The 13,610-nt window shown below is 34.7% G+C and carries 15 protein-coding genes; 13 read left to right on the top strand and 2 right to left on the bottom strand.

Going from position 1 to position 13,610, the window contains the following annotated elements; translation table 11 throughout:
• Positions 1–299: 299 nt before the first annotated feature.
• From ACZYT3_RS05895 to ACZYT3_RS05865, 7 genes are all read left to right on the top strand, one after another.
• On the top strand, positions 300–1,025 hold the full coding sequence (locus ACZYT3_RS05895; RefSeq protein ID WP_071440989.1) for a sigma-70 family RNA polymerase sigma factor: 726 nt from the start codon (positions 300–302) through the stop codon (positions 1,023–1,025).
• Positions 1,022–1,903: an anti-sigma-I factor RsgI family protein gene (locus ACZYT3_RS05890; RefSeq protein WP_071440988.1), complete on the top strand. Its 882-nt coding sequence runs from the start codon at positions 1,022–1,024 to the stop codon at positions 1,901–1,903. Before ACZYT3_RS05895 ends, ACZYT3_RS05890 begins: the two co-directional genes overlap by 4 nt.
• A 177-nt stretch (positions 1,904–2,080) precedes the next feature.
• On the top strand, positions 2,081–2,971 hold the full coding sequence (locus ACZYT3_RS05885; protein WP_464088019.1) for an anti-sigma-I factor RsgI family protein: 891 nt from the start codon (positions 2,081–2,083) through the stop codon (positions 2,969–2,971).
• Entirely contained in the window at positions 2,898–3,656 is a 759-nt protein-coding gene (locus ACZYT3_RS05880; protein WP_464088018.1) for a polyphosphate polymerase domain-containing protein, read from the top strand. Before ACZYT3_RS05885 ends, ACZYT3_RS05880 begins: the two co-directional genes overlap by 74 nt.
• A gap of 12 nt (positions 3,657–3,668) precedes the next feature.
• The gene (locus ACZYT3_RS05875) at positions 3,669–4,340 is read left to right on the top strand and encodes a DUF4956 domain-containing protein (protein ID WP_464088017.1); all 672 of its coding nucleotides are present in this window, start codon (positions 3,669–3,671) and stop codon (positions 4,338–4,340) included.
• Positions 4,341–4,345: 5 nt separating this feature from the next.
• Complete coding sequence (locus ACZYT3_RS05870) at positions 4,346–5,743, top strand: CotH kinase family protein (protein ID WP_464088016.1); 1,398 nt, start codon at positions 4,346–4,348, stop codon at positions 5,741–5,743.
• 67 nt (positions 5,744–5,810) lie between these two features.
• Positions 5,811–6,971, top strand: a complete 1,161-nt coding sequence (locus tag ACZYT3_RS05865) for an iron-containing alcohol dehydrogenase (protein ID WP_071440984.1) — start codon at positions 5,811–5,813, stop codon at positions 6,969–6,971.
• A gap of 18 nt (positions 6,972–6,989) precedes the next feature.
• On the opposite strand, the gene ACZYT3_RS05860 is transcribed toward ACZYT3_RS05865, so the two are convergent.
• Positions 6,990–7,838: an HAD family hydrolase gene (locus ACZYT3_RS05860; RefSeq protein WP_464088015.1), complete on the bottom strand. Its 849-nt coding sequence runs from the start codon at positions 7,836–7,838 to the stop codon at positions 6,990–6,992.
• A 1,047-nt stretch (positions 7,839–8,885) separates the two neighbouring features.
• On the opposite strand from ACZYT3_RS05860, the gene ACZYT3_RS05855 reads away from it, so the two are divergent.
• The 6 genes from ACZYT3_RS05855 to ACZYT3_RS05830 all read left to right on the top strand — a co-directional run bounded on the left by ACZYT3_RS05855 (position 8,886) and on the right by ACZYT3_RS05830 (position 13,254).
• The gene (locus tag ACZYT3_RS05855) at positions 8,886–9,452 is read left to right on the top strand and encodes a hypothetical protein (RefSeq protein WP_071440982.1); all 567 of its coding nucleotides are present in this window, start codon (positions 8,886–8,888) and stop codon (positions 9,450–9,452) included.
• An 80-nt stretch (positions 9,453–9,532) separates the two neighbouring features.
• Positions 9,533–10,156: a dTMP kinase gene (gene tmk, locus ACZYT3_RS05850; protein WP_464088014.1), complete on the top strand. Its 624-nt coding sequence runs from the start codon at positions 9,533–9,535 to the stop codon at positions 10,154–10,156.
• Positions 10,153–11,127 carry a DNA polymerase III subunit delta gene (locus ACZYT3_RS05845; protein ID WP_464088013.1) on the top strand — a complete coding sequence of 325 codons (975 nt, stop codon included), beginning with the start codon at positions 10,153–10,155 and terminating at the stop codon, positions 11,125–11,127. Before tmk ends, ACZYT3_RS05845 begins: the two co-directional genes overlap by 4 nt.
• The gene (ricT, locus tag ACZYT3_RS05840; RefSeq protein ID WP_071440979.1) at positions 11,117–11,944 is read left to right on the top strand and encodes a regulatory iron-sulfur-containing complex subunit RicT; all 828 of its coding nucleotides are present in this window, start codon (positions 11,117–11,119) and stop codon (positions 11,942–11,944) included. Before ACZYT3_RS05845 ends, ricT begins: the two co-directional genes overlap by 11 nt.
• Complete coding sequence (gene rsmI, locus ACZYT3_RS05835) at positions 11,941–12,792, top strand: 16S rRNA (cytidine(1402)-2'-O)-methyltransferase (RefSeq protein WP_071440978.1); 852 nt, start codon at positions 11,941–11,943, stop codon at positions 12,790–12,792. Before ricT ends, rsmI begins: the two co-directional genes overlap by 4 nt.
• An 81-nt stretch (positions 12,793–12,873) precedes the next feature.
• Positions 12,874–13,254, top strand: coding sequence for a hypothetical protein (locus ACZYT3_RS05830; protein ID WP_464088012.1), 381 nt, complete (start codon positions 12,874–12,876; stop codon positions 13,252–13,254).
• A gap of 59 nt (positions 13,255–13,313) precedes the next feature.
• Here the strand turns inward: ACZYT3_RS05830 and ACZYT3_RS05825 are convergent, their stop codons facing one another.
• Entirely contained in the window at positions 13,314–13,457 is a 144-nt protein-coding gene (locus ACZYT3_RS05825) for a hypothetical protein (protein WP_154667075.1), read from the bottom strand.
• Positions 13,458–13,610: the final 153 nt, after the last annotated feature.

The following is a 13,610-nucleotide window of genomic DNA, read 5'->3' as shown; positions in this document are numbered from 1 at the left end:
CATTGCCAGCAATGGTGAAGATTTAGATTAAGACCTCACTTAGGAGCAGAAATGCTCCTTTTTTGTTATCTATGTAAAATCAAAATTAAGTAAAAGTAAAAGATAAATCAATATTGATTGCCTATATTGACACCTCTAATATGCCAATATAAAATCAAAACATAACTGAACCATACTATTTTTACGAGTTATCATAATGATTTCATAAATACAATAAAGGCAAATATGAAACTCATAACAGTTACCCCAATTTTAAAAAATATGATACGTATTCTATAAATGAGAAAAGGAGTAAGTTTATGCAGAGCGAGTATCTGATCATTGAACAGGTCTATGCCGCAAAAGAAAGTATGCAGGCAGCGGATGAGCTAATTCGTGCATATCTGCCTTTTATCCGATCGGAAACATCAAAGTTTTTTTCACGTCCTTGTACTGAGCAAGATGATGAATTCAGTATTGCGATGATTGCTTTTCATGAAGCCATTCGAGGATATGAAAAAAACAGAGGAGCTTTTTTTACTTATGCTTCTATGATCATACGCAGTCGTCTGATTGATTATCAGCGAAAAGAATCACGTCATTATGGACATCTTTCTTTAGATGAAAAGAAGGATGAAGATGGTAAAACCTTAATGGATACGATAGCCAGTGATGATACTGTTGATGATTTTGTAAGCTTAGAAGCAACCAAACAGGAAATTGAGGAATTGGCATCAGTAATGAAAGAATATGGTATAGGATTTAGTGATGTATCTGAAAATTCACCTAAACAGGAAAGGACCTTAGAAGCATGTAAAAAGGCCATTCAGTTTGCAGCGGATAATAAACAAATCTTAGATGAACTTTTGAGAACAAAAAAACTTCCATTAGCTCGTCTTGTAGAAGGCAGCGGAGCAGATAGAAAAACTTTAGAAAGGCATAGAAAATATATACTGGCAATGCTTCTCATCCAAACGAATGGATATGAAATTATTCGTGGACATTTGAGACATCTCCTAAAAACGAAAGGAGGTAATCTGGCATGAAGTATATGGTCATGGAATGTCATTTAAGTTATGCTGTTGTATTAGATGAAGACGGCAGGTTCTTAAATGTAGCAAATAGAAATTATGAAGTAGGCCAGGTTGTAAGTGACGTAGTCGTGATGGAAGAGAACTCTATCGAAATAGATGATAAACCAAAACCATATTTTAAATGGATTGCTTCCATAAGTGCACTTGCTGCATGTCTGGTCATTGCATTTACGACTCTTTTTCAATCAACCCCATCTTTGCAAGGATCAATATATATGACGATCAATCCTGAGGTAAGAATTGATGTTGGTGAAGAGGATATCGTTATTGATATCGAAGGCATCAATGAAGATGGTCATTTACTGATTGAGAATTATGATTATGAGAATAAAGAAGTGAATCTTGTCATGGATGAATTAATTGATCGTGCTATTGAAATGGGCTATCTCTATGAAGGAGGACAGATTACTCTTACATTAGATGCGGAAAGTGGCGAATGGATCACGAATAAGCAAGAGTCATTAGGGACTCATTTAAATGAATATCTAACAGATAAGCTTTCGGTTACGATCGAGATTACCAATCAGCCATCAGAAAATCAAGAAATTACGATACCAGTACCACCAAATAACTCTTCATCAAATGAAAATGATTCAGGATATGAAGAAGCACCTATTGTACCACCTGCATCTCAGCCAAATACTAATTCTCAAGATGATTATGATGATGACGATTATGGGGAAAATGATCCTTCGACAAATGATGATCCGGATAAAGATACAAATAATGATGGAGATAGTGGTTATGATAAAACAGAAACTGAAGCACAGTCAAATTACGGCGATTCAAGTTATGAAAAGAATGATGATGGAAATTCAAATTATGAATAAAATTTAAGCTTGACCCCAAAAACATCAAAGAATATCCGTAATCTTATAGTGTAAGGAAAAAATCTTACAGGGCTTCAAAAAAATTATTCTCTTACCCCGGTTTAGAAAGTGGGCTCACGTAATCTTTATATGTAAGATGAAAAAGAAGCCCGATAAAATAATGAAGGAGGAACTATTATGAAAAAAAGAAATTTAAAATCAATTTTATCGATCGCAAGTGTTTTAATGTTATGTTTGTTTTGTATGAGCGGATGTAGTGGAAATCCTATAGATACTACGACCCCTGACAGCAGCAGTGAGAATGTAGATGGCGGAATTTTATACTTAAAGGTAAATCCGGAAATTGCCATTACTTATGATAGTGAAGGAAATGTAGTAAAAGTAGATGCACAAAATAGTGATGCAGATGCGATCCTTGCGAACTATACAGGATATGAAGGAAAAGAATGTAAGACAGTTGTATCAGAATTAGTGAATGCAATTGGCAATGCCGGATATTTTGTTGAAGAGATTGAAGGTGAAAGCCGTCAGATTACCATTGAAATTGAAGCGGGTTCTAAGCTTCCAAACAGTACTTTCCTTGATGATGTTGCAGAAGAAGTTCGCCTTTGTGTAAGCAATAATAGCTGGCACAGTCCTGTAGATGTAGTAGGTGAAAGTGATTATGGGATTACTAATTATGTCGATACCGATTATGGAGCAAACAATGATGGTGTAACGGATTATAATGATACGGATTACGGACCAAACAATGATGGTGTAACGGATTACAATGATACGGATTATGGGCCAAATAATGATGGTGTTACAGATTACAATGATACGGACTATGGGCCAAATAATGATGGTGTAACGGATTATAATGATACCGATTATGGGCCTAACAACGATGGCGTAACAGATTATAATGACACGGATTACGGACCAAATAATGATGGTGTTACTGACTATAATGATACCGATTATGGACCAAACAACGATGGTGTAACGGACTATGATGATGGTAATAGTAATTACGACGATGGAAATAGTAATTACGATGATGGCAGCAGCGACTATGATGATTAAAGAAAAACCATCACTTAAACTTCGTCATGAGATTAAATATACGATAGATCCGTTAAACGATTGGATATTATCTCATCGCTTAAGAAAATTATTTAAACATGATAAAAATGCTGACTCACACGGGAACTACCGTGTGAGCAGTCTGTATTTTGATACACCGAATGATTCAGCATTACGACAAAAAATAGATGGTGTAGATCGTCGAGAAAAATTTCGTATTCGCTATTATAATTCTGATCTATCATTCATCCGCCTTGAAAAAAAGATAAAAATAAAAGGATTATGTAGTAAATACAGTGCTAGAATCAGTGCAGAACAGACAGAAAGACTAATCAAAGGTGATATTCGCTTTCTTCTTGAAAGTGATGAACCCTTATTTATTGAACTCTACAGTAAGATTCAAGGACGGCTTCTACGTCCTATGACAATCGTTACTTATGATCGTGAAGCTTTTTTATATGAGCCAGGTAATGTGAGGATTACCATTGACCGTAATCTTCGTACGGGAATGAGAAGCATTGATTTTTTAAATCATGATCTATATCATGCTGATGTATCGGAACAATTACCTGTCTTAGAAATAAAATATGATGAATTTCTTCCAGAAATTGTACGCATGGCTGTCAATATAAATCAAAAAGCAACTGCTTATTCAAAATATGCAGTGTGTCGACGATATGACTAAACAGGAGGGAATATGGGTTTTGGAGATATTTTTAAATCAGGATTTTTAGAAAATGTTACTGCAATATCTGTTTTAGATATGGTTCTTGTTTTGATCCTTTCTTTTGCATTAGGGTTATACATTTTCTTTATTTATAAAAAAAGCTATGCAGGAATTATGTATTCTGCATCGTTTGGGGTTACTCTTATTGCCTTGACAATGATCACAGCTCTTCTTATTCTTGCGGTTACAAGTAATGTCATATTGTCACTTGGTATGGTTGGTGCTTTGTCAATTGTTCGTTTCCGTACCGCTATAAAAGAACCATCAGATATTGCTTTCTTATTTTGGGCAATTGCTGTAGGTATCGTTCTTGCTGCAGGATTTATTCCATTAGCGGTATTTGGCAGTTTCTTTATTGGTATCATCATACTGATATTTTCAAGATACAAGGGATTTGAAAGACCTTATATTCTTGTTGTTCATTGTGAAGATTCTACAGTAGAAAAATATGTGTACGATTATTTAAAACAAAAAGTAAAGAAAACGTCTGTTAAGAGTAAAAGCGTAGTTCCTGGTTGTATTGAATTGAATTATGAAATAAGACTAAAAGATGAAAATACAGATTTTATCAATGAACTGGCAGAGTTTCCGGGTGTCAGTCATACCGTCATGGTTTCTTATAATGGCGATTACATGAGCTAAAGAATATGTTGAAACATAAGTATATTGATAAAATTTGTATCGTTGTGATAGCGGCTGCACTATTAATTACTTGTATATTTATCAACGGAGAAAGTTTAGGAATCACTTTTATGTCGTCGCAAATGGGTTATGAAACAAGATTGTTTGAAAGATCAAGGGTTCATGAGATCGATATTATTATGGATGACTGGCAAGGGTTTTTAGAAACAGCGAATGAAGAAGAATATCGCTCATGTACGATCGTGATTGATGGTGAAGCATTTTCAAATGTAGGATTACGAGTAAAAGGAAATAATTCACGACGACTTGTTCATGAATATGGTCTTGAGCGTTATAGTCTTAAAGTAGAGTTTGACCATTATGAATATAACAGTTATTATGGACTCGACAAATTTTCCTTAGATGCTTCTTTCCAGGATAACAGTTATATGAAAAACTGGATTACCTATGATATGATGGATCATATGGGTGTACCCACACCTTTGCGCAGTTATGCAAATGTTCGTGTGAATGGAGAAGATTGGGGCTTGTTTTTAGCTATTGAAGAACCTGAAGAAGCCTTTGCACGACGAGTATATGGAAAAAATCATGGACAGCTTTACAAGCCGGATTATAAGTCTTTAAACGATGAAAATGCAGATGTAGCTTTACGCTATACGGATGATGCTTTTGAAAGCTACGATAATATATTTAGAAATGCTAAGTTTGATATTACAGATCGTGATAAAGAAAGATTGATTGAGGCATTGAAGATTCTTTCTACAGGCGAAAACTTAGAGTCTGCAGTAGATGTGGATGAAGTGCTTCGTTATTTTACAGTACAAGTATTTGTAGTCAACTTAGACAGCTATTTAGGAAGGACCGGACATAATTATTTCTTATATGAAGAAGAGGGAATTATCAGTATATTGCCATGGGATTATAATCTGGCATTCGCAACCTATTCCCTAGGTATGCCGGATCCTATTAATGATGCTACACTTTATGTGAATTATCCAATCAATACACCGGCTTCTGGAGAAATTATGTTGAACCGCCCGTTATATCACAATCTCATGAAAAATGATGAATATTTTAAACAATATCATCGTTATTTTGACCAGCTGATCAAAGAATATTTTGAGAGTGGTTATTTTGAGAAATTTGTTGAGGAAACAAAAGCTATGATTTCACCTTATGTAGAAAAAGATCCAACAGCTTTCTGTAGTCATGAAGATTTTCTATTAGCGGTAGAAACGATCAAAGAGTTTTGTCTTTTGCGTGCAGAAAGTATCCGAAGGCAGCTTGAAGGAACGATACCTGCAACTATAAGAGGGCAAACGGAAGATAAGAGCAACTTTGTAGATGCCTCTTCCATCTGGCTGCCAGACATGGGAGAAATAGCTGATTTAAAGGATGAATAAAGGTGTTTAAACAAATAGAATTTCACTGATAAATGTGCTAATATGAAAGTACTTAGGAGGAAAGGATATGCAAAATTTTCATTATAACATACCAACACAAATTTATTTTGGTAAAGGTCAGATTGAGAATTTAGGAGAGAATCTGAAAAAAATTTCTGATAAGGTGCTTCTGGTATATGGAGGCGGCAGTATTAAAAAGATTGGTTTATACGATAAAGTGTGTGAGCAATTAAAAAAGGCAGGTATCGAATGGCAGGAACTTGCAGGAGTTGAACCCAATCCTCGTATTGAATCTGTACGTAAAGGCGTAGAAATCTGTCATCAGCATGGTTTGACAGCCGTCTTGGCTGTCGGTGGCGGCAGTACGATCGACTGTTCAAAGATCATCGCAAGTGGCGTGTGTTATGAAGGTGATCCATGGGATCAGGTATTAGATCGAAACAAGATTACGAAAGCTTTGCCTGTTGCGGCTGTTCTGACATTAGCGGCTACAGGCAGTGAAATGGATGGCTTTGCAGTTATTTCAGACTTAACCAAAAATGAAAAATGGGGATCGGGAAATGATCTGACAAAACCGGTATTCTCAATTTTGGATCCGGAGTATACGTATTCTGTATCTGCATATCAGACAGCAGCAGGAACGGCAGATATCATGAGTCATACTTTTGAAAACTATTTTAATCAGGAAAAGGGTGCTTATCTTCAGGCTCGTTTCTGTGAAGGTATCTTAAAGACTTGTATCAAGTATGCACCTATTGCTTTAGAAGATCCTAAGAATTATGAAGCTCGTGCAAATCTGATGTGGGCAAGCTCTATGGCCATCAATGGTATTTGTTCCTATGGAGAAAATACTGCATGGTCCGTGCATCCGATGGAACATGAATTAAGTGCCTTCTATGATATCACCCATGGTGTTGGACTGGCTATTTTGACACCAAATTGGATGGAATATGTTTTAAATGAAGACACATTGTGGAAGTTTGTAGAGTATGGGAAGAATGTCTGGGGAATCCATGAAGGAAGCGATATGGATATTGCGCATGCAGCAATTCAAAAAACTCGTGAATTCTTTAAATCATTAAATCTTCCTAGCTCATTACATGAAATTGATATTGATGAAACACATTTTGATGTCATGGCACAAAAAGCAGCTGATGGTGGACTTCAAAATGGTTTTGTAGCTCTTAGTGCAGAGGATGTAAAGAAAATATTTAAAATGGCATTATAAAAGCTGGCAATCGCCAGCTTATTTATTATCTTCTTCTTTTTGTAGTGTTTCTAGGATATGTTTTGATACTGCATAATCTTTGCAGCAGCCAATAATTTCATTGGCAGCTTTTTTTGCGGACTCCATACCATTTGACATCCCATAAGAATGTTTGAATCTTTCTAACATCTCTATGTCATTGCCGCCATCGCCATATACCGCAACCTCATCTTCCTGAAGATGAAGATATTCACATAGCCATGCGACAGCATTTCCCTTATTGACATCTTTTCCAGTAATTTCAAAAGCACCATTATCATAAGGAGCATTTACGATTTCATCTTTATGGTGATCAAGATAACAATTCATTTTTTCAATCGTTTTCGCATCACTTAAACGACAGTTGATCTTATAAATATCATGAGATAAAATATCATCAATACTTTGATCAAAAATACTATCTTTTATAAAATCTTCAATTTTCCATTTATTTGCAGCTCTGTTCCAAATGCTAGACCGGCTAAATTGATCCAAATGTTCCTGGCGATTCGCACGGATAAAAACATGGTCTTTGCCAATACAGTCAAAGTCAATCTCAGGAAAAGTTTCTAATAAATCTTTGACAATTTTTTTATCCATTTTTCTGTCATAAATTATATTTTGAGAAGGATCTAATATCAAAGCTCCATTCATACAAACCATAAAAACATCCCGTTTTTCATATTTTAATATTTTTATTTGCTGAGCATGCATGTGTCTGCCTGTCGCAAATGAAAAATATTTTCCTTCTTTAATTACTGCATCAATTGCATTAAAGATAATTTCATCAAATTCATGATCATCATTTAATAATGTTCCATCTAAATCACATGCAAATAATTTTATCATAAAGTCCTCCTCAACTCTTATATTATAAAGGAGAAATTCATAAAAAAATATCATATTTCATAAAATTTTATTGAAATTCACAAAAAAAAGAGATTGTCATTTTAGACAATCTCTTTACGAAGCCAGTTATATGAATACTTTCAATTTATAAGTGATGGAACCATATTCATAAAATTCATATGATCAACGTCTCTAGTTTTTAGATAACTCTGTCTTGAATCTTCTAAATATTTAGATCTTCATTGTTCATTCTTTATATGAATCCATCTATTGAAAATCCTCCTTTATAAACATGGAATCATTTAATTTGGAAGGAAATATAATTACATATGTTTGTTTGATTTCTATAGGAAGAACGACACATTAAACTCTCATTTATATCCAAATCATCGTTTTTTCTATTTTAAATCATTAAAACATTCTATAATTTATTTCTTAGAATTGTTTCTGACAATTCAAGTATGAAGCCATCTATATGTAAATCTCTTTCGATTTGTCAACGATGGGATCATCGATTTTTTTATAAGATCCTTAGGGCTTAATGAGAAAGTTATTTTATTCATTTTATATAATTTATTGAATATCTAACTATTTCTGTTTATAAGCACAGGGGGATTCGTTAGAATTCAATCATTATAAATTAATGATTTCTTACAACATTTCAATCATAAATAAGCCGTATCTATAAATAGATCATTTATCTATTTTTTCTACACTGCGGTAGACTTTTTATATATTCAGTTTTAGTTCTTCTCCTCTTCTCTGTCCATTGGTCTGCCCTCTCACAGAAAACACTTTCTTTTTAAAACATAAATAAGATTTTTAGTTTCCTCATGAAGTTCTGTCAGGCTTCATAGGAAACGAACTAAATTTCTTTTAAAACCTCTTTCATAAGACATTTCCTCCTTTCAGATGTTCTGTCTTTTTACACTTATATAATACCTTATTTATGCTATAGAAACAGTCTTATAATTTATTTTTTTTTGTGTTATAATAAATATGTTGGGGCATGATTCATGCCTTTTTCTTATATAGGAGAATAAGTGAATGAAATTATCGGTTTTAATGAATGACAAGATAAATCAAAACTGGTTTGAGAAGATGCTTGAAATGGATCGTAGAATTTTTCCTGCTGAGGGAAATGACTATTTAGAACCGGATTATATCCGCTCATTGTATAAACAAGTCAAAGAGGGACTGTTTTTTTGTGTAGATGAGGATGTAAATAGACTGGCAGGATATTTTACGGTGATTTTTCTTGATGAAAAGCAAAGAGATGAATATTTAAATGGTTCTCATTTTTCAACACTATTAAATAAAGGAATGAAGAAAGGAAAAAACATCCTTTATCTATATACGCTTGCAGTGGAAGAAGATTATCGTGGTACTGCATGTATGAAGTTAATGGGAAAGGCTTTTGCCAGATGGCTTGATACAAAGATTCAGGAGGGTTATGAAGTAAGTGAAGTCTATGCAGAGGCTGTTTCAGAAGATGGAGCACGTTCTTTGAAGAATGGTTTTGGGATGACACCTATGAGAGGTGCTGATGAAAAGGGCATTGGACATTATGTCTCAGATGATCAATTGAAATCTTATATTATTAAAATGCTTTGATGATTAGGTATAGGATAAAACGCTTTTTATGTTGATGATGATTGTGGTATAATCATTTTATAAGCTGACAGGAGATATTTATGAGAGGATATTTTATCACGTTTGAAGGACCCGATGGGAGCGGAAAGACGACAATTTCAACAATTGTTGCGCAAAAATTAAAAGAAATGGGCTATGATGCCATTTATACAAGAGAACCGGGTGGTATTGAAATTGCGGAACAGATTCGAAATGTGATTCTTGATCCAAAAAATACAGCCATGGATGCGAAAACAGAGGCATTGCTTTATGCTGCGTCACGACGTCAGCATTTAGTAGAAAAGGTTATTCCAGCTTTAGAAAAGGGACAAATCGTAATATGTGATCGTTTTGTAGATTCTTCTTTAGCTTATCAGGGTTATGCACGTCATCTGGGTATTGATAATGTGTATATGATCAACCAGTTTGCGATAGATGGATATTTTCCAGATACGACGATATTTTTAAATCTTGATTACAATGACGGATTAAAACGAATTGAAACAAGAGCCTTTAAGGATCGTCTTGATTTAGAAACGAATCATTTCCATCAGGAAGTAAGTGAAGGTTATCGGCAGGTACTTGCGAAATATCGTCACCGTATGCGTGTGGTGGATGCTTCACAAGAGGTAGATAAGGTTGTAGAAGAGGCGTTAAAAATCGTTTTGGAGACGATTAGAAAATGAAAGAAAAGCTTAGAAAAAAACAGCCAGTTGCTTATCGGATCTTAGAAAATGCTTTACTGGGAAAAACTTCAACACATGCTTATCTGTTTTTTGGAGATAAGGGATGTGGCAAATTTAAGAGTGCCATTTTACTGGCTCAAAGTCTTCTGTGTGAAAAAGAAGGCTTTGCATGTGAAAAGTGTGATGTTTGCAGACGTGTCGCAGAGAATAACTTTTCTGATCTGATCATTATTGACGGCAGTATCAAAACAATAAAAAAAGAAGATATCATGCATATTCAGGAAGAATTCAATAAGACGGCATTAGAAGCTACGGGAAAGAAGATCTATATATTAAATCTAGTAGAAAATGCTACAGCTGATGCAATGAATTCACTGCTTAAATTTTTAGAGGAGCCGGCAAGTGATGTGACGGCAATCCTTATCAGTGAGCAGCTGGATAAAGTGTTACCGACCATCGTATCAAGATGTCAGAAAATACCTTTCCGCAAACCGCCTGTAAAAGAAGGACTGGAATTTGCCAGAAATGAAGATATTGACGAACTGGATGCTTATTTGTGTTCTCATATAGCGGCAGATGCTGATGAAATTCTAGCGTTAAGTGAAGATGAAAATTATAGAAATGCCAGAGATTGGGCGATGGAGGTCATTGAACATTTTTATGATGATCCATATATGACACTGTTGACGATTCAGACTCAGGCATTTAATGAAAAAAAGGGAAATGATCGAATTCAGTTTGCTTATTTTAATGAAATATTAACGATATTTTTTAGAAATGGGATCATGCAGAAAAGTGAATGTAAAGATGATATATGGAATAGGATGATAGGCAAATATTCAAAAGAACAATGTGTTGAATATTTAAATATTTGTGTCAGTACAAAAAATCGTTTCAGTAAATCTGTTAGTGTGAAATTGTTAGTTGATTCGATGCTGATCAGGATGAAGGAGGTAGCAGATGGAGAATAAAGACTATACACATATAGCGTTTGTAAGTTTTTCGGAATCAAACAAGCTTTATACATTTGGGACAAATGATGATACCTTGAAGGTCCATGATAAAGTTGTTGTTGAAACGGTTCGAGGACTAGAAGTTGGTACGATCATGAAAGAAAATCAGCTTTTTGAAAATGTCTCCACTGAATTGGAAATCAAACCAGTTATCCGAAAGGCCACAGAAAAAGATTTAAAAGATGTGGAAGAGAATAAAGAAGCGGCTAAGAAGGCAATGGTGATTTGTGAAGAAGCCATTCAGGCACAGGGACTGGATATGCGTTTGATCGAAGCAGAATATACATTAGACCGCAGTAAGATCATTTTTGTATACGTTGCCGATGATCGTGTTGATTTTAGGGAGTTGTTGAAAGATCTAGCGACAAAATTTAAGTGTCGTATCGAACTTCGTCAGATTGGACCTCGCAATAAGGCAAAAATTGTGGGTGGCTTAGGTACTTGCGGCATGGAAACCTGTTGTTCAAGATTTTTAAATGATTTTGATGTGGTGTCAATCAATATGGCTAAAAATCAGATGCTGGCTTTAAATGTGCAGAAGCTTTCAGGGCAGTGTGGCAAGCTAATGTGTTGTCTTCGCTATGAAGATGCACAATATAAGGAAATGCGGGCGGGTTTACCAAAAGTGAATTCACAAATTGAATATAAAGGTAATAAATATCGTGTGACAAGCATGAATGTACTGTTGAAACAGGCAAAAATAGAAAATAAGGAAGATGTTCAATTTCTGGACTTTTCAGAATTATGGCCAGATATTGACTGGTCAAAACGATGAATCGGCAGAAAAGCTTTGAAAATGAAAAAGCAACGTTATATCTGGTTGCAACACCTATCGGTAATCTAAGTGAAATGACACCAAGGGCGATTGAGATATTAAAGAGCGTAGATGTAATTGCAGCGGAAGATACACGTAATACGATGAAATTGTTGTCACATTTTGATATCAAAACGAGATGTATGGCACATCATATGCACAATGAATATGAAAGTGCCAAAGGATTGGTAGCATTGCTGGAGGAAGGTAAAAATGTTGCCGTTGTCAGCGATGCCGGCTATCCGCTTGTCAGTGATCCCGGTCAGGTAGTTGTGAATATGGTGGTAGAAGCCGGTTTTAATGTAGTGCCTGTATCAGGAGCCAATGCAGCGCTAAATGCTTTGGTAGCTAGTGGCCTTTCAGCTCAGCCATTTATGTTTGTCGGTTTTTTAAAAGTTAATGAAAATGAACGAAGAAAAAGCTGTGAAGAATTATCAAAGGTCAAGCAAACGATGATCTTCTATGAAGCTCCGCACCGTATTAAAAAGACGCTGCATACATTTTTAGAAGTTTTTGGTAATCGTAAGATGTGTCTGGCAAGAGAAATTACTAAGAAACATGAAGAATTCCTTCGTGGAACGATCAGTGAAATGTTAGATATATGTGATGATCTCAAGGGTGAGATGGTACTTGTGCTTGAAGGATATAAAGAAGAAGAAATTGGCGATGATATTCCTTTTTCTATTTTAAATGAAAAAATACATTGTTATATCCAAAGCGGTTATTCAACAAATGAGGCAATAAAAAAAGTTGCCCGGGATCACGGGTTATCCAAAAATGAAATCTATAAACAATATCACAGTAGCTAGAGCTAATGCTCTGGCTTTTTAATAATACTTGGCGAAGATAAAAAGAAAAGCTATAATAAAAAGGAATTTAGGGGGATCAATATGAAAGATACAAATGAAAATGGTTTAGTACAATTTTTAGTGGGCATCGTTCTACTTGCAATAGGTTTATATATGTTATCTCAACGGGTGTATGTACATCATGGCTGGTCGGTCATACACTTTGGTTCTTTTAGTATCACATCTGGAATAATTACAATTCCCATGATCATAGGTGTTGTATGGTATTTTTATAATCCAAAATCATTAGGGCCAAAGATTCTTATCATCTTAGGTGTCATTTTTATTGTAGTTTCATTGCTTATGAATATGCGGATTTCAATCATGCGAATGACACTGTTTGAATATATTCTCGTTTTTGGCTTCATTGCTTCAGGCTGTGGTTTACTTTTAAAAAGTTTATTTAAAATAAATAATAAATAAAAAAGAAAAAGATGTGAATCATCTTTTTCCTTTTTTAATTATGTGAAATGCTAGAACGACTAGCGATAGAACACGATTCCCCAAGCAGAAGTAGAATTTCCGGCATTAATGTGCTCTACTTCACGAGAAGTAATCGATTGTTTAGCGTTTGTGCGATTCTTGTTGAATTTCACAAAATTGATAGCCTTTAATAAGTTCTTCATATTTGTATCCTCCTTCTCTTTATCTTAACTTACACCCATATAATATACTGAAAAAAAGCTGAAATCAAGGGATTTATTTAACTTTTTGAATTTTTTTTCACTTTGTTTTTCTGATAAAATCAAGTGTTTTTGTAGGGCAAACACTGTGTTAAA

The organism is Traorella sp. mt218 (assembly GCF_055420025.1).
This window is presented reverse-complemented; position numbering and strand designations above follow the sequence as displayed.